Source organism: Aquimarina ulvae, assembly GCF_053613295.3.
Genome location: NZ_JBSIBP030000005.1, coordinates 247,732 through 268,326, shown reverse-complemented (window position 1 = coordinate 268,326; position 20,595 = coordinate 247,732). Strand labels below are relative to the sequence as shown.

The window sequence follows — 20,595 nt, the reverse complement described above, 5'->3', positions numbered from 1 at the left end:
ACAATAAAAACATACAAAAAAAGCGGATCCTAAGATCCGCTTGTTTACTACTCAATTACCCCATATCAAGTAGTTAGTTACAGTTATGAAAACTAACTGGTGTAAAAGTAATCGGTAAGAGCGATATGTTATATAGGTATAAATACCTGTTTTGATAAAAAGGCTGTTGTATCCTTATATGTATGAGATGTTTTAGTGATTACAAGTGATTTTAATAGTAATTATAGTTGATAAAATATACTGAGGTTAAAGGTTTATCGTGGGATTGAAACAAAATTTTAAAAAAGAGTAAAAAATTACAAAACTATTATTGGAGGTTCGGTAAATAATTCGTTAATTTGCACCCTGTTTTGAAATAATACCAAAATCAAGAAAAGATGTCAAGAGTTTGCGAGCTTACAGGTAAGAAAGCGATGGTGGGAAATAATGTTTCTCACGCGATGAATAAAACAAAACGTAAATTCAACGCGAATTTAATAAAAAAGCGTTTTTATATTCCAGAAGAAGATCGTTGGGTAACACTTAAGGTGTCTACTGCGGCTTTAAAGAATATAAACAAAAACGGTATTGCTGCTGTTTTAAAAGAAGCAAGAGCTAAAGGTTTCTTAACAAAATAAATCAGCGTTTAAAAAGATACTACAATGGCAAAAAAAGGTAATAGAGTTCAGGTAATCTTAGAATGTACAGAGCACAAAGCTTCTGGTAAACCAGGTACATCAAGATATATTACAACAAAGAATAAGAAGAATACTCCAGACAGAATGGAAATAAAGAAATTTAATCCTATTCTAAAGAAAATGACTGTTCATAAAGAAATAAAATAAGAAAATGGCAAAGAAATCAGTAGCATCGTTACAGACAGGATCAAAGAGATTGACAAAAGCTATTAAAATGGTAAAATCTCCAAAAACAGGAGCGTATACATTTGTAGAGTCAATAATGCAGCCGGAAGCAGTAAATGACTTTTTTACGAAAAAGTAATTTATAAGAAAATATTTTAAAAAGAAGCCGTTTCAATTCTATTGGAATGGCTCTTTCTTTTTATATTTATAAGATATTACGAGGTATCCATAATTTTAACTTTTTAGCATTTTGAATACAACACATGAGTTTGTTTAAAAAAATATTCTCTTCTGAGAAAAAAGAAACCTTGGATAAAGGGTTAGAGAAATCCAAAACCAGCTTTTTTTCTAAATTAAGTAAAGCTGTCGCTGGTAAATCTAAAGTAGATGATGATGTCTTGGATAACCTCGAAGAGGTATTGGTAACCAGTGATGTTGGTGTAAAAACAACTATTAAAGTTATAGAACGAATAGAAGATCGGGTAGCCCAGGATAAATATTTGGGAGCAGAGGAGTTGAACCAAATTCTACGAGAAGAAATTGCAGGATTGCTTTCTGAAACGAACTCTGGAGAAGCTACCGACTTTGAGATTCCGGTCGATAAGAAACCATACGTTTTGATGGTGGTTGGGGTTAATGGTGTAGGAAAAACTACTACAATAGGTAAGTTAGCTTATCAGTTTAATAAAAAGGGTCTAAAGGTGGTGTTGGGTGCGGCAGATACTTTTAGAGCTGCTGCAATAGATCAATTGCAAGTCTGGGCAGACCGAGTGGATGTTCCCATCATCAAGCAAGATATGGGTAGCGATCCTGCATCTGTAGCTTTTGATACATTACAATCTGGAGTTAATCAAGATGCGGATGTTATTATCATTGATACCGCAGGGCGATTACATAATAAAGTAAACTTGATGAATGAATTAACAAAGGTAAAGCGTGTGATGCAAAAGGTGATAGGAGATGCTCCTCACGATGTGTTGTTAGTTTTAGATGGTTCTACCGGTCAAAATGCATTTGAACAAGCAAAACAATTCACTGCAGCGACCGAGGTGACTTCGCTGGCAGTAACAAAACTAGATGGAACGGCAAAAGGAGGAGTCGTTATTGGAATTAGTGACCAATTCCAGATTCCTGTTAAGTATATTGGAGTAGGAGAAGGAATTGAAGACCTTCAGGTGTTTAATAAACACGAATTCGTAGATTCATTTTTTAAATAATAAATAACTGTTACAGAATAGTTAAAAAGGTGTTATGGTAAAATCATAGCACCTTTTTTTAATAATTTCAATTTTGTTAACTGCTATTCTATGAAGAAATTATCATACTTTTTTTTATCACTATTAGTTCTTATTTCTTGTAAAGAAGAAAAAAAAGAGCCGCTAAAAGAGTTACAGCCTAAAGTTATTTGGGCTCCTTATGATGAAACTAAAGACTTGGATTCGACACAAAAACTGGAACAGCCAAGAATGCATTTAAAACTAGTGAATTCTAAAGTTTTAGATAAAAATGATATATGGCAATCCCTAGAATTAGAGTTAGATTATTTTTCAGAAAAAGATTATGAAAGATTAAAACAGTTTATACTTGAAAAGGATATACCTTCAATTCAACAAAGTGTAAAAAACGGTAAACTATCATATGAAGAATTGACGAAGTTTTATATATATAGAATTCGAAAATACGAGAGTGATAATTCTCTTTCCTTAAATGCTGTAATATCCTTGAATCCAAAAGTTATTGCACAGGCAAGAGCTATAGATAAAGTAAATAAAGACAGTATTGATTCTCATTCAGTTTTTGGAATGCCAATGATGCTTAAAGATAATATCGGCGCCGAAGATATGTTTACAACAGCTGGAGCGATTGTGTTACAATATAATAAAACAGCGAATGCTTTTGTGACCCAGCGATTATTGGATCAGAATGCATTGATCTTGGGTAAAGCAAACCTTAGTGAATGGGCATATTTTCTTTGTATTGGTTGTCCTGTTGGATATAGCGCCATCGGGGGGACAAACGCTTAATCCGTATGGTAGATTGATTTTTGAAAGTGGAGGTTCAAGCTCTGGTAGCGGTGCTGTTGTTGCTGCAAATTTTTGCGTAGCGGCGGTCGGAACAGAGACAAGTGGTTCTATTTTGTCTCCATCAAGTCAAAACTCTATAGTTGGATTGAAGCCAACAATTGGTATGTTAAGTAGATCCGGTATAGTACCAATTTCTAACACTTTAGATACTCCTGGACCGATGACAAGAAATGTAACTGATAATGCAATTGTGCTAAATGCAATGATAGGTAAGGATCCAAAGGATATAGAATCTGTATCTTCTGAAACAGATTTTCTAACATCTATACAAGGTTCGATTATCAAAGGAAAGCGGTTTGGTGTTATTAAAAGCTTTCTAAAAGATTCTTTATATGCAACAGCAATGGACAAGATCGAAAGAGCGGGTGGAGAGGTGGTAGTGGTAGAACCAGCACAACCTGCGTTACCGGGATTTCTCAATATTTTGAATATCGATATGAAGAATGATCTTCCTGAATATATCAAAAAGAACGCTATTGATAATGTTAATGTAAAAACAATAGAAGATATAATTGCGTTTAATTTGCGAGATACACTTATGAGAATTCCTTACGGGCAAGGTATTTTTGAAGGGATTGTAAAAGATAGTACTTCTGTAGAAGATCTTGAAAAAATAAAAAAAAATCTCAACGCTACGGCACGTAAGTATTTTGACAATCAAATTGATACGTATAACCTAGATGCGGTGTTGTCAATAAATAACTATCATGCGGGTTATGCTGCCGTGGCTAAATATCCTGCCTTAACAGTGCCAATGGGGTACACGGCTAGAGGCAAGCCAAAAGGACTTACGTTTATAGCAAAGCCTTTTTCTGAGGCAGAATTACTGCAGATAGGATATGCTTATGAGTTAATTTCTATGGAGCGTAAGATGCCTGTTAAATATGTTGATTAGTTAATAAAAAAAGAGGCTATTTTTATAATAACCTCTTTTTTACCAAAATAAAGATACAATTAAGCCTCTGCGACACTAGAAATATTGGTCTTACGTATGAAAAATGAATTCTAAACGCAGAGGTTTTAAATAGTTGAAAATTCCCTATATTCAACTAATTCTTCCTAACTCTTTTGTTTGTTTTTTTTTATAGGTTCATGGATAATATTACAAATAATGAAGTGCAATAAATAATTACAAAGCTTGCATAAAGCAATACTTGATGTTTTTCTACTAAATTTAATAAGTACATAGGGGTCGTTTTTTAAAGGTTACTTATGAGCTAAATTCTATTTTTAATTTATTAGTGTTTAAATAATTTATTTTTTATCAATGGTATTTTGTTCCTTACTTCATATAGAAGTTTATACGCTATCAAAGAATAATTCATCCTTACTGATTCCTTCGCCTTCTCGTTCATCAAGCATGATTCTATTATCTTTTATTTTTTTAACGTTCCATTCGTTGTTAAGCTTATTTAATGGTGCTTCTGTGCCAAAATCAAGAGTAACATTTAGTCCTCCATCAATTCTTGTTCTTAAGGTCCAGGTCCCATTAGTAATTACATTATTACTATCATCTCCATCATTATCTTCTAAAGTAATTGCTACTGTTCCGTCTTCAGAAAAATCAAAAATGTAACCTCTATAGTTATTGGTTTCATTACTTTGATTGTCTTTGTATTTTTGAACTTCTAGTAGCTGACTGGTAATCACTTGAGTGAAATCGTCATCGCTAGAGTCGTTTTCATCACAATCATCAATTGCGTCTTCTATTACGTCTTCCAGATCTTCCAGGTCACTAATTACAATTTCTGTATCGTCAGAAAGAACTAGTGTAATTGGAAAACTAACGTTTACAATATCATCTTCATCGATATCATTTATAAAGTCATATAATTCTCGATCATTTGTAAATGTGATGGTTTCTAACAATTCGGTGTTTTCATTAAATACCGATACAGAGAAAGGGTATAAGAAGTCTATACATTCGATATCATCGTCCTCATCCGCTATTTCACAATCGTCAATTAAATCTTCTAATTGATCATCATTTTGGATAATCTCTTCAGAAAAATCACTGAAAATTAGCGTAATAGGAAAAATAAACTCTAACTCATCAATATCATCTTCGAATTCGTCAAAAATATCTTCTATGAGTTCAAAATCATCTTCGGTATCGATCGTTACTTCAACTCCATTAGCATAAACCATAACAGGTAGGGCTACATCAAAACAGCTGGAACCATCAAGAATATTATCTTCTGATCCATCATTCATAGCCATTTTAAGCATAAGGTCCGCAACTTTAGAATTTGCTTCGAGTGTACTTTCTTGTGGAGCTCCGATTTCTTCATCCAATTCAGTTCTGCAAGAAGTAGTCATGACTATTGCCGAAGTGGTCAGACAAAGAAGTAATGATTTGATTTGTGCTTTCATGATATTTAGGGTGTTATTTAAGTCGGTCTTCTATATACTATAACAACTAAGTTTTAAAAACTCCTTTTGTTTTTTTTGTTTTTTCTACATTTACTTCTAAATCTTCTTTGAGTATGCCAAAAGAACTCCATGAAAATGTTTGTGACGAAAAGGTATTTTCGATGGTCTATCGTAAGTATTCTAACGATATATACAATTTTCTTTATTATAAGTACGGAGAGACATTAGAACCAAATGATAAAATGCAGGATGTGTTTATCAAATTACTTTCTCATTGTAAAGAAGTAACTCCCCAGAAAGCTAGAGGTTTTTTATTTAAAGTAGCAAAGAACATGATGCTCAATGCGATAAAACATCAAAAAGTGGTTCTTAAGCACAGAGAAATAAAACCAAAAGATTATACAAATGAGTCACCAGAATTTATTTTAGAAGAACAACAATTTTTGCAGCGATATCAACATGCTTTGAGCAAATTAACAGAAGATCAACGTACCGCTTTTTTACTCAATAAAGTAGAAGGTAAAAAACATGCTGAAATTGCAGAGATGCTGGGAATTACCAGAAAAGCTGCCGAAAACAGGATTTATACAGCATATAATAAGTTAAAAAATGAGTTGGATGGATTTAAATAAAAGGAGTTTTTAAAACTTAGTTGTTATAGTATATAGAGACAAGATTGAAAATGGATAGAGAATACCTAATAAAAAAGTGGTTGTCTGACGAACTGACGGATACCGAGCTTGAGGCTTTTAAGAAATTGGATGATTATAAAATGCATACCAAAATTCTTGAAGGTGCTCAATATTTTAAGGCTTCTGATGTTTCTGAAATAGAAGGTATAGATGAGATGTACGCAAGAATGTATCATGCGGATAAAGTAGTTTCTGAGAAAACAAATTGGTATATTCCTTTATTAAAAATTACCGCAGCCATAGTTGTGCTACTAGGTGTTTCTTTCTTTTTCTTTTCAAATAATGCTGCAACCTATAAGACTTTGGCAAGCCAAAAATTGACGATTGAGCTTCCAGATGCTTCTGAAGTAATCCTGAATGCTACATCTGAGATTGTTTTTGATGAAAAAACATGGAATGATAAAAGAGAAGTGAACCTAGATGGAGAAGCCTTTTTTAAAGTGGAAAAGGGATCTGCCTTTGATGTTATTACCAAAGATGGAAAAATTACTGTTCTAGGAACACAGTTTAACGTAAAAAATAGAGAAAATTATTTTGAAGTTAAATGTTTTGAAGGTCTCGTAAAAGTTGAAAGTAAAGAGTATGACCATAACCTACCTGCGGGGAGTACTTTAAGAATCATAGATGGAAAGATCACTTTTGAAACTGTCAATCTAAACCGCCCCCAATGGTTAAGTAATATTAGCAGTTTTAAAAGTGTTCCATTCTATGAAGTTATAAAAGAGTTCGAAAGACAGTATAATGTATCTATAATGTTCGAAGATATTGACACCAATCGACTTTTTACAGGAGGTTTTGTCCATAATGATATGGAAGATGGTCTAAAATCTATAACTTTACCGCTAGATTTGACTTATAATATTGACACCTCCGATCGCATCATATTACGTAATAAAGAGTAATAGAACCCTTAGTAGGATTCTGATATTTGTATTGCTTATTCTCCTAATTCTTCCAGCAAATGCTCAGGTAACTAAAGAAAACGAATCATTTTCCCTCGTAGATCTATTGATTCAGATAGAAGCAAAATTTTCTTATAAATTTACCTATGCGGATGATACGGTAGAAAATGTTTTTGTTTCAGATATCCCTCAGGATATAAATTTTGACCAGATTTTAACCTATCTCAGACAAGAAACTGGGCTCGAATTCACCATTCTTAATGATACTTTTGTTTCTATAAATAAAGGAAACCAATCTTTTTCTATTTGCGGGGTTGTTAGAGATCTGAACACTGAAAAAACAGTGTCAGGAGTAACCATTAAAGGAGAGAAATCATCCACTATAAGTGATACTAATGGATATTTTCGGTTAGAAGTTTTTGATAAAAAAGAAACTATAATTATCAGTCACCTTGGCTATCGTACTTCCTATAGAACATCGGATTTTTTTAATAAAGTAGATTGTATTTCCATTTATTTAGAACCAAAAACTGAAATGTTAGCAGAGATAATTCTTAAGGATTATCTGACCAAGGGAATCAATAAAACGGATGACGGAGCTTTTCAGATAAACTATAATGAATTTGGTATCTTACCAGGTCTGATAGAAGCAGACGTGCTACAAACTATCCAGGCGCTACCAGGAATACAAAGTGCTGATGAAACGGTTTCCAATATTAATATAAGAGGAGGCACGCATGATCAAAATTTAATATTATGGGATGGAATTAGAATGTATCAGTCCGGACACTTTTTTGGTCTCATTTCAATTTTTAACCCATCTATTACAAATAAAGCAACAGTGATTAAAAATGGAACAGATACAGAATATGCAGATGGAGTTTCAGGAACAATTTTAATGAATACTGATACGGAGATTAATTCAGACTTTAGAAGTACCATTGGAGTTAATCTTATCAATGCAGATGTGTTCACGGATATTCCAGTCGGAAAAAAATCTTCAGTACAACTTTCTGCCAGAAAAGCAATAAATGAATTTGTAGAAACGCCCACTTATATACAGTATTTTGATAGAATCTCTCAGGATAGTGAAATTGGGAATAATAATGAAACAGGTATTGGGTTTGATTTTTATGATGTTAATCTCAGGTGGAATTGGAAAATCTCAGAAAGAGATATGATAAGAATCAACTTTTTAGGAATTAGCAATGAATTGGTGTTTACAGAAAATGCTACCGTAAACGCAGTAAATACTTCCAGAAAAAGTAGTTTGGTGCAAAACAGTATCGCAGGAGGAATTTGGTATCAGCGATATTGGAGCGACAGATTCACTACGACGTTACAAGCATATGAAACCGATTATAGGCTACAATCCGAAAATGCAGATCTTGAAAACGAGCAAAGATTCCTGCAAGAGAATATTGTTTCTGAAACTAGTTTAAAATTAAATACACACTATAAACTAAGGGAGCATATTAGCTGGTTTAACGGGTATCAACTTATAGAAACTGGTGTGTCTAATCTTAATGATATAGACAATCCGGTTTTTCGAAGAAATAGGGTGAGGGTGATTAGAAATCATAGTGCTTTTTCGCAGCTAAGTTATAAAAACACAAGAGCACTGAACTCAGTTAATCTTGGAGTTAGGTATAGTTTTAATGAGAAATTCAAAACCCACATCGTAGAGCCAAGACTGAGTTATAATCAAAAGTTTTTAAACTATTTTAATTTTGAAATATTGGGTGAGTTTAAGCATCAAAATACCTCCCAAATTATAAATTTTCAGAATGATTTTTTGGGTATAGAAAAACGGAGATGGGTGTTGGCAAATGATGATGATATTCCTGTTATTAGAAGCAAGCAAGCTTCTTTGGGGTTACAATACAATCGAAAAGGGTGGCTTATTAGTTCTGAAGGTTATTATAAAATAGTAAATGGAATTACAGCACGAAGTCAGGGATTTCAGAATCAATATGAATTTATACAGGCAATAGGTGATTACGCAGTTACAGGGATAGATTTTTTACTAAATAAAAGATTTAGAAACTTAAGTTCCTGGTTGGGGTATTCTTATGCAAATAATGAATATACTTTTGAAACTTTTGACGAAAAACAATTTGCTAATAATATTGATATCACCCATTCGTTGACATTAGGGGTAGCATATACCATTGAAGATTTAAAAATATCCGCTGGTTTAAATTGGCATTCTGGACTACCTACCACAAGACCCGAATTTATGAACGAAGTGGCAGAAGATAAAATCAATTACAATCCTGCTAATAGTAGTCGACTACCCGAATATATGAGATTAGATATCTCTGCTACTTATGATTTTGAACTTTCAAATAAAGTGAAATGCCACGCAGGAATTTCTGTTTGGAATTTTTCTGATAGAAATAATACAATTAGCAATTATTATAGAATCGATGAAGAAAACAAACCTAAAGAAATCGTCAACTCTTCTTTAGAAATCACTCCTAATGCAACACTTAGAGTCTCTTTTTAATGTTGTTTAATTGAACAAGTCATTAAGTTTAATCCATAGATCGTTATCAAAGCTAGACGGACCTAATACAGTTTGACCAGTATCACCGCCCATTCTAACAATCACTAAGTTCTGACTTGGGACTACGTATAATTTTTGGTCGTCTTTTCCTAAACCAGCGATTAGATCATCTGGTGCATCGGGCATTAATCTTCCAGGAAATTCATTTTCTGAGGCTGGAACTCTAAAACTTGATTTACCGTTTAACCACCATAAATATCCATAGGATTGGTTCAAGTTTTGCGAAGTAGTGGTCATTTCTGTAAAGTAATTTTGATCCGTGAGAATTTCTGTAGTATTCCAGGTTCCTTTATGCAGGTTTAGAAGACCAAAACGAGCCATGCTTCTAGCTGTGCTGTAGAAAACATTGGCGTATCCAATGCTTACCCAAGTACCATTCATTCCGATGTTGTTTTTTAGTTTGGTTTCAAAATAAGTATTGTAATCTGTATTGGCGGCTTCGGCAACTATATTGGTTAGTAATGTGTATGTTGCATTATGATAATACCAAAAGCTATCCGGATTATTGAGATATGTGAGGCAATCAAAATCGGTACAATTTTGGTTAGAAACGTTATAATTTAATCCAGAGGTCATTGTTAGATGATTTCTTACTGTAATTTCCTGTACCTGAGTGTTAGTGATATTTGCCCATTGAGGTCCTAAATAGGTTGCGGATGGGTCGTCAATATCTAACAAGCCTTCCTGTTGTACTAATCCTATCATGAATGCCGTTAATGTCTTTCCTGCCGAATACCATGGATTGTTGTCTGTAGCCAATGCTCCATTAAAATACTTTTCAATCACAATTTTTCCATTTTTCAGAACGATAAAAGCTTTAGTGTCTCTTTCTTCAAGAAAATTGTTAAGCGGCTCTTCGGCATCATCATTCCATCCCAGATCATTAATTGTGGTAGTTTCCCACGAGTCAGAGTCAATAGGAGGGAAATATAAACTACCTTGATCTGGATTAGGCTCTTCTATAGTAGGTTCATCAGTCTCATCAGAACAAGAAAGCATACTACAGAGAAATAAGAATAAAATAATAGTCAGGTTATCTTTCATAGCTTGAGGTTAGGTTTATTTAGACTGTGTAATATACAAAAGGTTTAAATTCTTTGTTTTTTATGATATAGAGTTATTTATAATAATATGCTAAACTTTGGTTATTCATTGTATCTTTGCAACCCCTTATCCGGAAGATATGAGAACAAAGACTTTAAAGAAGAACAAGATTAATGTAGTAACCTTGGGTTGCAGTAAGAATGTGTATGATAGCGAAGTTCTAATGGGACAGCTGAAAGCTAGCAATAAAGAAGTAGTGCACGAGGAAGAAGGAAATGTTGTAGTGATTAATACATGTGGTTTTATAGCCAATGCCAAAGAAGAGTCTGTAAATACAATTTTAGAGTATGTACAGAAGAAAAACGAGGGTATTGTGGATAAAGTTTTTGTCACCGGATGCTTATCAGAAAGATATAAACCTGATTTACAAAAAGAAATTCCTGATGTTGATCAATACTTTGGTACTACAGAACTTCCAGGTTTACTAAAAGCATTAGGTGCCGATTATAAACATGAACTTATAGGAGAAAGACTGACTACAACACCAAAAAATTATGCATACTTAAAAATAGCGGAAGGTTGTGACCGTCCTTGTTCTTTTTGTGCGATCCCTCTAATGCGAGGTAAGCATAAGTCAACTCCTATTGAAAAATTAGTTACAGAGGCAGAAAAGTTAGCTGCTGGTGGAGTAAAAGAACTGGTATTGATTGCTCAAGATCTTACTTATTATGGATTAGATCTTTATAAGGAAAGAAAATTAGCAGATTTACTTAGAGAACTAGTTAAGGTAGACGGTATAGAATGGATTCGATTGCATTATGCATTTCCCACTGGATTCCCGATGGAAGTATTAGCGGTAATGAGGCAAGAGCCTAAAATTTGTAATTACATAGATATTCCATTACAACATATAGCAGATCCTATTCTGAAATCTATGCGTCGCGGTACGACCAAAGCGAAAACTACTAAGCTACTTAAGGAATTTAGAGAAGCTGTGCCAGAAATGGCAATTCGAACAACATTAATTGTAGGGTATCCAGGTGAGACACAGGAAGATTTTGAAACTTTAAGGGATTGGGTAAAAGAAATGCGTTTCGAACGTCTGGGGTGTTTTACATATTCCCACGAAGAAAACACACATGCCTATAATTTGGAGGATGATGTTCCTGAAGAGGTAAAAATGGATCGCGCTAACAAGATTATGGAGATACAGTCACAAATTTCCTGGGAATTAAATCAACAGAAAATAGGACAGGAGTTTAAAGTAGTGATTGATCGTAAAGAAGGACCATATTTTGTAGGAAGAACAGAATTTGACTCTCCTGATGTAGATAATGAGGTGCTTATAGACGCATCCAAATTTTATCTAAAAACAGGAGAATTTACTACTGTAAAAATATATGAAGCAGAAGATTTTGACCTGTATGGAGAGGTTATTTAATGATCTGTAGCGGTTTTATAATCCCCATCAAATATTACCTTCCAGGTTTTACCCTGATCGGTACTTTGAAACCAAATTTGTCTTACGGTATTATCAGCATTTTTTGCTACGATATTTTGTTTGACAAAGATCCCTTGTCTGTGGTGATCGTATTTTGAAGAATCATCTTTCCATCTATATAATTTCCTTGGATATGTAATGTTAAACCTGTGTTGTCAACCCAAAATTGCTCCCATAGACTGGTTCTTGGATTATATTTATTTAAACTGGTGCCGTGGTATTTGGATGTGGTAGCATGATAGGTTTCTTTAATGGCTTTGTTGTCAATAATAGCTTCTATTTTACTTTTACCCACAATGGTATCGGTTCCATGTTTATACACATTCCATTCGCCAATCCAAAAGTCAAATTCAGAGTATTTCTGATTCGAATTTTTTTGGGAAGACATCGTTGTAGTCATTAAAAATAACAATAAAAGGTGTCTGGACGTGTTCATCTGAGATATGGTTGTGGGTTTCTAAAATACTTATAGATAAAAAAAATCGAGGATTATAGAAATCCTCGATTTTGTTGCGTAATACTCTTTAGATTTTTTGGCTAATTCTAATGTATAAGAGAACTTTATTTCTTTATTTTATTAAGGGACAAAGTTTTATATTAAACGCTGTATTTTTTATTTAATTTTATTCGAGCGCAAAAGTATTTAAAAAACAGATATAAAAACACAAATTTAGCTTAGGTGTCTTTGTAGTTTTTCAAAAAGCAAAATAATAACATTGAGATTTTTATAATGTAGAAGGGATAGGGGATGAAGGATTAATAAGATTATTAAAAAATGAGTTGCTTCAATGTATTTTTTTGGTTTTTTTGTTGAAATATAGGCAATGCTATTTTTTATTAATAAATAACAAATTTAACAATTTGGTAATATTGAAGCTCAAAAATATTATTGTTTTAGTTTTTCTGTAAAATAGACGTCAATATATTAATTATCGTGCAATATGACGGTTGTTTTTGGTAAGCTCTATTTTGTTAAGCTAGGAAAAAGAATATGACAGAGGCCTAAGTTTATAAACTCAGGCCTCTGTTGGATTTTTCATTATATGTTTTGAAATAATTCATCGATGGGCTTACGAACCTTTTTGCCGTGTTGTGTTACGTCCTCCTCAGAACGATATCCGATGGTAGCAATAACTGCAGCAGACAGGCCTTTTTCCGATAGACCTAAAATCTCATCGTAGCCTTCAGGTTCAAAACCTTCCATTGGGCAGGCATCAATTTGCAGTTCTGCACAAGCAGCCAGTAGGTTTCCTAAACCTATATAGGTTTGTTTTGCTGTCCAGGCTTTTATGGCTTCCTTAGAAAATGAATTGACCTTAGATTTCATAAAATCACCATAGCCTTTTAGATCATTAAAATTTAAGCCCTGTGTAGTCGCTTTTAACTGTAGATACTCGTCAATCACGTGTTCATCTACTGTTGTATAATTACAAAAGACAATTAATTGAGAAGCATCTACCACCTGGGGTTGCTCCCAGGATTTTGGTAGTAGTTTTTTCCGGATTTCCGGGTCTTCTATTATTAAAACAGTGTACGCTTGCAATCCATAGGATGAAGCAGAGAGCGAAACTACCTTTTTGATTTTTTCGAGATCAGTTTTTGATATCTTTTTTGCTGAATCGAATTTTTTGGTGGCATATCGCCATTCTAAGTTTTTTATTAGTTGCATTTATATATAGTTTTATTGTGTAATAGGAACTTCGATTAATAATACTTTGGAAGGAACATTTGATGTAATTTTAATTTGCTGTACATCCCAGATTCCTAATCCGTCTCTTTTATCTAATACGTTATCTCCAATTGTTATACTGCCTTCTATAACAAAAGCGTACACTCCATTTTTTTCGTCTTTAAGCCTGTAAGTTTGAGTATTTTCGGCTTCCAACTCACCTAGATGAAACCAAGCATTTTGATGTATCCAGACGCCATCATCATCTGGATTTGGTGATAGAATTTGATGTAGATTATTTTTTAGACTATTATCGTTTATTGTAATCTGATCATACCTGGGGGTTACATTCTTTTTGTTTGGGGTTACCCAAATCTGCAAAAACTTAACTTCTTTATCAGTGTTTTTATTAAGCTCGCTATGAAAAACACCAGTTCCGGCACTCATCACCTGTATATCTCCTTGTTTAATAACTGTAATATTATCCATACTATCTTTATGTTCTAAATCTCCTTCCAGCGGGATGGATATAATTTCCATATTATCATGTGGATGTTTTCCAAAACCCATTCCCGCAGAAACGGTATCATCATTGAGAACTCTGAGCGCCCCAAAATTCATTCTTTCAGGATTATAGTAGTTCCCAAAACTAAAAGAATGATGAGAATTTAACCATCCGAAATTGGCTTTTCCTCTGGTGTCTGATGTATGTATTATCGTTTTCATAATATTTCTTCTTTTGTAGTTGAATACAAAGTTCAGTTTTTAATAAAAGATGTAAAATATGAGAATACGGAGGAATCGTATAAAAATCCGATATTTATGATAATTATTTAAATTTGGAAGGGGAAATGCCTGTGCATTTTTTAAAGAAATTGCTAAAATTTGCCGGAATAGTGAAACCGAGTTCATATCCAATTTCCTTAGTGGTTTTGTCTGAAAAACTCAAGAGTCGCTTTGCTGCAACAATAATTCTGGACTGTAGATATTCTTTGGCGGTTTTTCCGATTAAGGATTTTATAGTTCTGTTTAAGTGATCTGGTGTAACGTGTAATGCTTCTGCATATTGCTGTACTTTATGCCAATCAGAGAAATGTTCTTCGACCAGATTTTTATATTCTTTTAGTATCGTTGCGCCTGCATGAAACTGCTGTGGATCTTTTGCGTTAATATCACAAACATTATTACTATATATCAAAAAGAGTTTTAATAGAGCCCCAATTGCCTCCAGTTTAAATTTCAAATTGGACTGATAGGTGTCGAACATTTGAGTGGTATATGCATTCAATTGTGCTAGTTGAACTTCATTTAAAAATAAAGGAGGACTATGGCCATAATCATGAAATAGGTTGATATCTTCTATGAAATTATAGTTGATATTGTTCTTTTCAAGAAATTGTCTTGAAAATGTAATGACCCATCCATAAGATTTTTGTTCTTCTTTGATTTGATGTACTTGCCCAGGACTAAGAAAAAAGACTTGATAATTTTGAAGTTGAAATTCATTAATATCAATAACATGAGTTCCTTTTGCCTCGGATACTAAGAGGATGATATAAAAATCATGACGATGAGGTGTGTCTGTAACACCGCCGTTTTTGTCGTAAATATCCTCCATTTTTTTAATATCAAAAACTATCTGAGGATCCGTTTCATTAGTAAGTTTATATGTTTTTATGGAAGTCATTTGTTACTAATAAGCCGTTATATATTTTTAGCTTAATATACGACCAATCTGATAATTTTTCTTTCCTAAGACCTAATAATCATATAATAAATCGGTGGTTATTTTCAGTGACTAGCATAAGCGTAAAATAGGATCGTTATTATCTAAGATAACACAATAAAAAAAGGGAAAACCTTTTTTGTTTTCCCTTTTTTATCAATCTGTACTCTTTTTATTGATTTAGTAATTTATAAAAAGCAGTGTCGTTTTAATTATTGATTACCGTCTATTATAATATCACCATCTGTGTTATCATCTTCATTGTTGTTATCATTGTTTTCTTCGTTAACAACCTGGCTTTCAATAGTTTCGTTTTCACAAGAAACGAATGTTGTAGCTAATACTAATACTAATAAGAATGTGATTTTTTTCATGATATTTGTTTTATAATTTTAAATTTTATTTTGAGGATATTGTGTTTTTAGTAATCTAACCTAATCCATGAGTATCATCTTCATAGATGTCGATGATTTCTGGTTTATCGATTTCAGTGTTTATTACTTCGTCTTCTATAGAATTACTTTCACAAGATGCAAAAGCAATAACAAGCATAAATAGAAATGTAATTTTTTTGATCATTTTAGTAAAAATTAAATATGTGTTTGTTTATTTTTTTCTTTATTTTTTTAAAACGGGTGCAAATGTATCTAAAAAAACCATTTGAATTCATAAAAAAATCTTAATACCCTTTATGCTTAGGCATTTTGGAGAAAAAAGAGGTGTCTGGTTTTTAATGAAAAGAAGAAAAACTTCAACATTTCATATCAAATTGAAATGAATATATTGATTATATGCAATCTTTAAGCGATTGTACTGAGAATTGAGTAAAAATGAAAAAAACCCTGAGTTAACAATTTGATAATATTGAACCTGTAAACAAGCTAAATTTTAAATATTATTCATTTAAAATGTTTTTTTATTGAATAATATTTAAAATTTAGCTCGCTCTTAGTATTTATATCCATATAAACCGAAGCCTTTTTATAGAGTAGTGAATTTTACTTTTAATAAAAACCATTCCTCTGTAGATAATAGAATTGGTTTTTTGTCATATATTTTATTCTGATACTTATTTTCCATTATTTTTATTGTAAAATATTGATCATTTTTTCACCTATACCAGCCCGAAATGGATGGGTACTTGATTTTAATAAAGCAAGGGTATTAAACTGGCCTCCGTATACATTCATAGTTGCCGTACGATCAGCACCTTTGTCAATTAAGAATTGTGTTATTTCTGGAAGGTTTGATGGAGCTTTTTGTCGCCACATTTCTACTCCATTACTAGCTGTATAGTGCAATAATGTTGCTTGATGACCGTATTTTGATTTTTCAATAACTAGATTAGGATGAGTTTTAATTAACTTTTTTAACACTATAAGATCTCCATCTATTATGTGGTTCACAGCTTTTTCAAAATTCTGATCATAGTGCTCTTTGAGTTGTTCAATCGTTTCCCAATTTTTAAATCCGTATTCATTGGCAATGGTTATCTTACAGTCTTCTATTGTGAGATGCAATGTTTTTAGTTCTTCTACAGCTCTGCCTAAATAATCCGGGTGATAATTGTTAATCTCCTCAAAGATAAAACTGTGATTTTCCTCAAGCCCCTGTAGCATTCGATTAGCGAGTTTGTACAAATGATCTTTGATCGAGGGATATTGATCCGTTTGATAAAGGAGGTCACCATAAAAAGAAGCTAATGTCATTATACTTTTCTAGAGTTCATCTTTTTAATTCTTGCTTTTTTCTAATTGGTATTTTATCATTTCAGAACGGTAGGCTGTATACCAATAACTGTTATACCAAGTTTAGTTAGAGTTGTTACTTTCTCTGGATTATTGGTTAGCATCCGAATAGAATTAACTCCCAATTCATTTAAAATTTTTGCAGCAGGAGAAAAATCTCTTGCATCTTTTTTAAAACCTGCTGCTTCATAGGATTCAGCCTGTGGCAACCCTCTTTTTTTGTGTTCAATACTTTTAATTAATGCAAAATGCCCATTGGATTTACCTTCCTGGTCTAGCCAAATGATGATTCCTTTACCTTCTTTTTGAATGAGTTGTTGAGAAATCTCCATTTGCTCTCTACAGTCACATTCTATGCTATTAAAATGATGTGCAAAGATGCACGAAGAATGTATTCTGCATAGTACATTTTCTTTATTATTTATGTCACCCATTACCAGTGCAAAGGATTCTTTTTGACCATCATAAAATAGAATTTCATGATAGTTCCCAAATTTGGTTTTTAGATTAGTTTCAGCTAGTTTAACGATCACTTTATGGTTTTTTTAGTATTTAAGGTTTAATCTTTGACAACCTCATTTTTTTTATTTAGAAGTATTGGAGCGCCAAATCCAAGTTGTTCTAATTTTTTCAATTGAGTTTTAGCGTCACCCACAACCATGTATATCATCTTGTTAGGATCTAAATATTGGTTAGCTAGTTCTTTAACGTCATCCACAGTCATATGATTAACTATTTCTTCTCGCTGTGAAATATAATCCTTAGGATATTGTAACGTACTGATATTGGTCAGTATATTCAATTTCGCCCCTAAGGTCTCAGAAGCTCTGGCATTACTCTTAATTAGAGAACTTTTAGTTATTTCTAGATCATTTTTGTTATAATTCTTACCGTAATTTTCTAATATTTCTTTTACTAATTTACTTGACTCATAGGTTACATTGGATCGTACTCCGCTGGAGATAGTAAAAGGTCCGGGAAGTGTACCGCCCGAAAAACCGGATCGAATACCATACGTATATCCTTTTCCTTCTCTTAATTGTTGTGTAAGTTGGGATGCAAATCCACCACCACCTAATCGGTAGTTCATAACACGTGCAGGGTAATAATCTGCATCTGTGGCAGCCATTGCAGGGTATCCAAACCTTAGTACAGACTGTTTAGCGTCTGGAACGTCATAGAAATATACTCTAGACCTTTCAGGAGCGTTAGGGACACTCATTTCTTTAAACCTCACTTCTTTAGATTGCCAAGTAGTATCAAGATTAGCAAGAGCTTCGATCGCTTTGCTTTTTGAAATATCACCCGCAATATGAAATTTGGTAACAGTTGGAGAAACATGTGCATTATAATATTGTTTTAGATCGCTTATAGTTATGGCATTTACTGAAGTTTCTGTGCCTAAATTATTGCGAGAAAGGATATGGTCTTTACCGTAGATTAACTTGGCATATTCATTTGATGCAATACTACGTGGATTTGCTTTTTGCTCTTGTATCTGGCTGATTACACTTTGCTTTAATAATTGAAATTCTTTTTCATCCCATCTAGGTTCTAGTAGCATTTCATTGATGAGATCGATCGTTTTATCATAATTTTTGGATAGGGTACTACCACTGATCATTATATTTTCATCTGTAGCACGGATATTGATAATAGCACCAAGACTTTTTATTGAATTTTCTAATTCTTCAGTAGTTTTGTTTTTTGTTCCTTTGGTCATTAATTGAGCCAAAAGATTAGAAACTCCTACCTTTTCATTATCTTCTAGTAATAGCCCTCCTTTAATATTCATTCTGAATTGTACCAACGGGACTTCATCATTTTCCATACCGTATATTTGTATACCTGAGTTTAGTTTTTCTTCCCATATATCTGGCATAGTAACCTTTGGGGTTTCTCCATATGGTGGTTCTATAGATCTGTCAAAACTTGACGGTGTTTTTTTATATGTTGCCGTTACATTGGGATCAAAATTTTCTTCGGCTCCTTCTACAATCTTCTCTTCTACAACTTCAGCCAATGTTGAATTGTTTAAGACTAAATCGGTTTGGCCAATAGGAACAAAGCTTGTTGCGATATAATACTTTCCTTTAATATATTGGTTATATACGCGTATAATATCCTCTGTGGTTACTGCCAGTATATTTTTGATATCTTGATTAATAAATCCTGGGTCTCCAGCAAAAATTTCGTATTGGGCTAATTGAAAACCTTTGCCAAGTACACTGGATAGACTATTATAAAAATTAGTCTCTAGACCTGCTTTGATACGGTTCAGATCTTCTTCAGAAATACCTTCTGCTTCAAACTTTTCAAAAGACTCGTTTATTGCGTTTTCTAAGTCATTGAGATTTACTTTTTCAAATGCACGAACCATCAAACGAAACTGACCTGCTAGTTCTGATCCGTAATGAAACATGGTTACATTTGGTGCTAATTGTTTGTCCTCCACAATAATCTTATTAAACGGTGCTTTTTTTCCTTCTGATAAATAGTTGGATAGCACATCCAAAGCATAAGAATCCGGATGATATTGATGCACTGCCGGCCAGGTCATGGTAAGTTGTGGTAGAAGCGCAAAATTATCTTCGTAGTACAATTTTTTGGTTTCTGTTAGTACTACAGGGCGCTTTTCCAGTGGTTTGATATTCTCTCCTCGTTGTATCTCATCAAAATATTTATGTACCCATTCTTTTGCCTGAACGGTATCAAAATCCCCGGCAATAGTTAAGGTTACATTGTTTGGAACGTACCATCTGTTATAAAAATCTTTGACATCCTGTAAGGTAGCATTCTGAAGGTCTTCCAGGGAACCTATTACTTGCCAGTTATATGGATGGTTTTTCGGAAACATATGTTTATCAATGACATAAGAAACATGTCCGTAGGGTCTGTTATCTACTGATTGGCGTTTTTCATTTTTTACTACTTGTTTTTCTTTGGCTAGCACCGGTTCTGTTACTGTATTGATAAAGAAACCAAGTTTATCTGCTTCGGCCCATATCATTTTCTCTAGAGCATCTTTGGGCACGGTTTGATAATAATTAGTTCGGTCTCTACTGGTAGATCCATTAGCTCCGGATCCACCAATACGAGCACTCATTTTATCCAGTCCACCTTTCCCTAGGTTTTCAGATTCCAGAAATAATAAATGTTCAAACAAATGAGCAAAACCCGTTCTTCCTTCGATTTCTCTGGCAGACCCCACGTGGGCGGTCAGCGCAACTGCGACAACAGGATCAGAACGATCTACATGAAAAATAACTTGAAGGCCATTATCTAACGTGAATTTTTCATAGTCAACGTTAAATCCGTTCGTTTCTGAAGATACTTCTCTGTTTTCAGGAATAGTGGGTGTATCTTTTTTACAGGTAATGAAGAATCCCGATAATAAGAGTAACCACGTTAAAAATTTGATTGTTTTCATCTGTTCTTTTTTTGT

At 33.3% G+C, this 20,595-nt stretch carries 21 protein-coding genes; 10 read left to right on the top strand and 11 right to left on the bottom strand.

The annotated features are described in order from the left end of the window. Positions 1–377 precede the first annotated feature (377 nt). The 6 genes from rpmB (at position 378) to ACWGOQ_RS13165 (ending at position 3,821) form a co-directional block, all read left to right on the top strand. Positions 378–617, top strand: coding sequence for a 50S ribosomal protein L28 (gene rpmB / locus ACWGOQ_RS13190; protein WP_118461811.1), 240 nt, complete (start codon positions 378–380; stop codon positions 615–617). Positions 618–641: 24 nt separating this feature from the next. Further along, positions 642–824, top strand: a complete 183-nt coding sequence (gene rpmG, locus ACWGOQ_RS13185) for a 50S ribosomal protein L33 (protein WP_027395522.1) — start codon at positions 642–644, stop codon at positions 822–824. Positions 825–828: 4 nt separating this feature from the next. Next, the gene (locus ACWGOQ_RS13180; RefSeq protein ID WP_452058617.1) at positions 829–981 is read left to right on the top strand and encodes a DUF4295 domain-containing protein; all 153 of its coding nucleotides are present in this window, start codon (positions 829–831) and stop codon (positions 979–981) included. A gap of 124 nt (positions 982–1,105) precedes the next feature. Continuing rightward, entirely contained in the window at positions 1,106–2,059 is a 954-nt protein-coding gene (gene ftsY, locus ACWGOQ_RS13175; protein ID WP_452058616.1) for a signal recognition particle-docking protein FtsY, read from the top strand. Between the two features lie 90 nt (positions 2,060–2,149). Beyond that, a complete protein-coding gene (locus tag ACWGOQ_RS13170) occupies positions 2,150–2,866 on the top strand; it encodes an amidase family protein (protein ID WP_452058615.1) in 717 nt (238 codons plus the stop codon). Then, positions 2,796–3,821: an amidase family protein gene (locus ACWGOQ_RS13165; RefSeq protein ID WP_452058614.1), complete on the top strand. Its 1,026-nt coding sequence runs from the start codon at positions 2,796–2,798 to the stop codon at positions 3,819–3,821. Before ACWGOQ_RS13170 ends, ACWGOQ_RS13165 begins: the two co-directional genes overlap by 71 nt. A gap of 404 nt (positions 3,822–4,225) precedes the next feature. Here ACWGOQ_RS13165 and ACWGOQ_RS13160 read toward each other — a convergent pair whose 3' ends face one another. Further along, positions 4,226–5,299, bottom strand: a complete 1,074-nt coding sequence (locus tag ACWGOQ_RS13160) for a hypothetical protein (protein WP_452058613.1) — start codon at positions 5,297–5,299, stop codon at positions 4,226–4,228. Between the two features lie 113 nt (positions 5,300–5,412). Between ACWGOQ_RS13160 and ACWGOQ_RS13155 the strand changes: the two genes are divergently transcribed. The 3 genes from ACWGOQ_RS13155 to ACWGOQ_RS13145 are packed head-to-tail and all read left to right on the top strand — an operon-like array spanning position 5,413 to position 9,402. After that, the gene (locus tag ACWGOQ_RS13155; protein ID WP_452058612.1) at positions 5,413–5,931 is read left to right on the top strand and encodes an RNA polymerase sigma factor; all 519 of its coding nucleotides are present in this window, start codon (positions 5,413–5,415) and stop codon (positions 5,929–5,931) included. Between the two features lie 50 nt (positions 5,932–5,981). After that, a complete protein-coding gene (locus ACWGOQ_RS13150) occupies positions 5,982–6,893 on the top strand; it encodes a FecR family protein (protein ID WP_452058611.1) in 912 nt (303 codons plus the stop codon). Between the two features lie 31 nt (positions 6,894–6,924). Further along, complete coding sequence (locus tag ACWGOQ_RS13145; RefSeq protein ID WP_452058610.1) at positions 6,925–9,402, top strand: TonB-dependent receptor; 2,478 nt, start codon at positions 6,925–6,927, stop codon at positions 9,400–9,402. A gap of 6 nt (positions 9,403–9,408) precedes the next feature. Here ACWGOQ_RS13145 and ACWGOQ_RS13140 read toward each other — a convergent pair whose 3' ends face one another. Then, positions 9,409–10,506, bottom strand: coding sequence for a serine hydrolase domain-containing protein (locus tag ACWGOQ_RS13140; protein ID WP_452058609.1), 1,098 nt, complete (start codon positions 10,504–10,506; stop codon positions 9,409–9,411). Between the two features lie 139 nt (positions 10,507–10,645). Here ACWGOQ_RS13140 and rimO point away from each other — a divergent pair, with 139 nt between their 5' ends. Next, entirely contained in the window at positions 10,646–11,947 is a 1,302-nt protein-coding gene (gene rimO, locus ACWGOQ_RS13135; RefSeq protein ID WP_452058608.1) for a 30S ribosomal protein S12 methylthiotransferase RimO, read from the top strand. A 106-nt stretch (positions 11,948–12,053) separates the two neighbouring features. Here rimO and ACWGOQ_RS13130 read toward each other — a convergent pair whose 3' ends face one another. The 9 genes from ACWGOQ_RS13130 to ACWGOQ_RS13090 all read right to left on the bottom strand — a co-directional run bounded on the left by ACWGOQ_RS13130 (position 12,054) and on the right by ACWGOQ_RS13090 (position 20,580). After that, positions 12,054–12,443 (bottom strand): hypothetical protein, encoded by a 390-nt coding sequence (locus tag ACWGOQ_RS13130; RefSeq protein ID WP_458202819.1) that lies wholly within the window; start codon positions 12,441–12,443, stop codon positions 12,054–12,056. A 603-nt stretch (positions 12,444–13,046) separates the two neighbouring features. Further along, on the bottom strand, positions 13,047–13,676 hold the full coding sequence (locus ACWGOQ_RS13125; protein ID WP_452058606.1) for an NAD(P)H-dependent oxidoreductase: 630 nt from the start codon (positions 13,674–13,676) through the stop codon (positions 13,047–13,049). A gap of 12 nt (positions 13,677–13,688) precedes the next feature. After that, positions 13,689–14,402 (bottom strand): pirin family protein, encoded by a 714-nt coding sequence (locus ACWGOQ_RS13120; protein WP_452058605.1) that lies wholly within the window; start codon positions 14,400–14,402, stop codon positions 13,689–13,691. A 103-nt stretch (positions 14,403–14,505) separates the two neighbouring features. After that, entirely contained in the window at positions 14,506–15,363 is an 858-nt protein-coding gene (locus tag ACWGOQ_RS13115; protein WP_452058604.1) for an AraC family transcriptional regulator, read from the bottom strand. A 251-nt stretch (positions 15,364–15,614) separates the two neighbouring features. After that, positions 15,615–15,776 carry a hypothetical protein gene (locus ACWGOQ_RS13110; RefSeq protein WP_452058603.1) on the bottom strand — a complete coding sequence of 54 codons (162 nt, stop codon included), beginning with the start codon at positions 15,774–15,776 and terminating at the stop codon, positions 15,615–15,617. Between the two features lie 55 nt (positions 15,777–15,831). Continuing rightward, positions 15,832–15,981: a hypothetical protein gene (locus ACWGOQ_RS13105; protein ID WP_452058602.1), complete on the bottom strand. Its 150-nt coding sequence runs from the start codon at positions 15,979–15,981 to the stop codon at positions 15,832–15,834. A 506-nt stretch (positions 15,982–16,487) separates the two neighbouring features. Next, entirely contained in the window at positions 16,488–17,111 is a 624-nt protein-coding gene (locus ACWGOQ_RS13100) for a hypothetical protein (RefSeq protein WP_452058601.1), read from the bottom strand. A 56-nt stretch (positions 17,112–17,167) separates the two neighbouring features. Next, on the bottom strand, positions 17,168–17,683 hold the full coding sequence (locus ACWGOQ_RS13095) for a GTP cyclohydrolase (RefSeq protein WP_452058600.1): 516 nt from the start codon (positions 17,681–17,683) through the stop codon (positions 17,168–17,170). A 26-nt stretch (positions 17,684–17,709) separates the two neighbouring features. Beyond that, entirely contained in the window at positions 17,710–20,580 is a 2,871-nt protein-coding gene (locus ACWGOQ_RS13090) for a M16 family metallopeptidase (protein ID WP_452058599.1), read from the bottom strand. Between the last annotated feature and the right edge of the window lie 15 nt (positions 20,581–20,595).

Coding starts and splice junctions, on each gene's coding strand:
- rpmB (WP_118461811.1), top strand. CDS start 378: ATGTCAAGAGTTTGCGAGCTTACAGGTAAGAAAGCGATGGTGGGAAAT.
- rpmG (WP_027395522.1), top strand. CDS start 642: ATGGCAAAAAAAGGTAATAGAGTTCAGGTAATCTTAGAATGTACAGAG.
- ACWGOQ_RS13180 (WP_452058617.1), top strand. CDS start 829: ATGGCAAAGAAATCAGTAGCATCGTTACAGACAGGATCAAAGAGATTG.
- ftsY (WP_452058616.1), top strand. CDS start 1,106: ATGAGTTTGTTTAAAAAAATATTCTCTTCTGAGAAAAAAGAAACCTTG.
- ACWGOQ_RS13170 (WP_452058615.1), top strand. CDS start 2,150: ATGAAGAAATTATCATACTTTTTTTTATCACTATTAGTTCTTATTTCT.
- ACWGOQ_RS13160 (WP_452058613.1), bottom strand. CDS start 5,299: ATGAAAGCACAAATCAAATCATTACTTCTTTGTCTGACCACTTCGGCA.
- ACWGOQ_RS13155 (WP_452058612.1), top strand. CDS start 5,413: ATGCCAAAAGAACTCCATGAAAATGTTTGTGACGAAAAGGTATTTTCG.
- ACWGOQ_RS13150 (WP_452058611.1), top strand. CDS start 5,982: ATGGATAGAGAATACCTAATAAAAAAGTGGTTGTCTGACGAACTGACG.
- ACWGOQ_RS13140 (WP_452058609.1), bottom strand. CDS start 10,506: ATGAAAGATAACCTGACTATTATTTTATTCTTATTTCTCTGTAGTATG.
- rimO (WP_452058608.1), top strand. CDS start 10,646: ATGAGAACAAAGACTTTAAAGAAGAACAAGATTAATGTAGTAACCTTG.
- ACWGOQ_RS13130 (WP_458202819.1), bottom strand. CDS start 12,443: ATGAACACGTCCAGACACCTTTTATTGTTATTTTTAATGACTACAACG.
- ACWGOQ_RS13125 (WP_452058606.1), bottom strand. CDS start 13,676: ATGCAACTAATAAAAAACTTAGAATGGCGATATGCCACCAAAAAATTC.
- ACWGOQ_RS13120 (WP_452058605.1), bottom strand. CDS start 14,402: ATGAAAACGATAATACATACATCAGACACCAGAGGAAAAGCCAATTTC.
- ACWGOQ_RS13115 (WP_452058604.1), bottom strand. CDS start 15,363: ATGACTTCCATAAAAACATATAAACTTACTAATGAAACGGATCCTCAG.
- ACWGOQ_RS13110 (WP_452058603.1), bottom strand. CDS start 15,776: ATGAAAAAAATCACATTCTTATTAGTATTAGTATTAGCTACAACATTC.
- ACWGOQ_RS13105 (WP_452058602.1), bottom strand. CDS start 15,981: ATGATCAAAAAAATTACATTTCTATTTATGCTTGTTATTGCTTTTGCA.
- ACWGOQ_RS13100 (WP_452058601.1), bottom strand. CDS start 17,111: ATGACATTAGCTTCTTTTTATGGTGACCTCCTTTATCAAACGGATCAA.
- ACWGOQ_RS13090 (WP_452058599.1), bottom strand. CDS start 20,580: ATGAAAACAATCAAATTTTTAACGTGGTTACTCTTATTATCGGGATTC.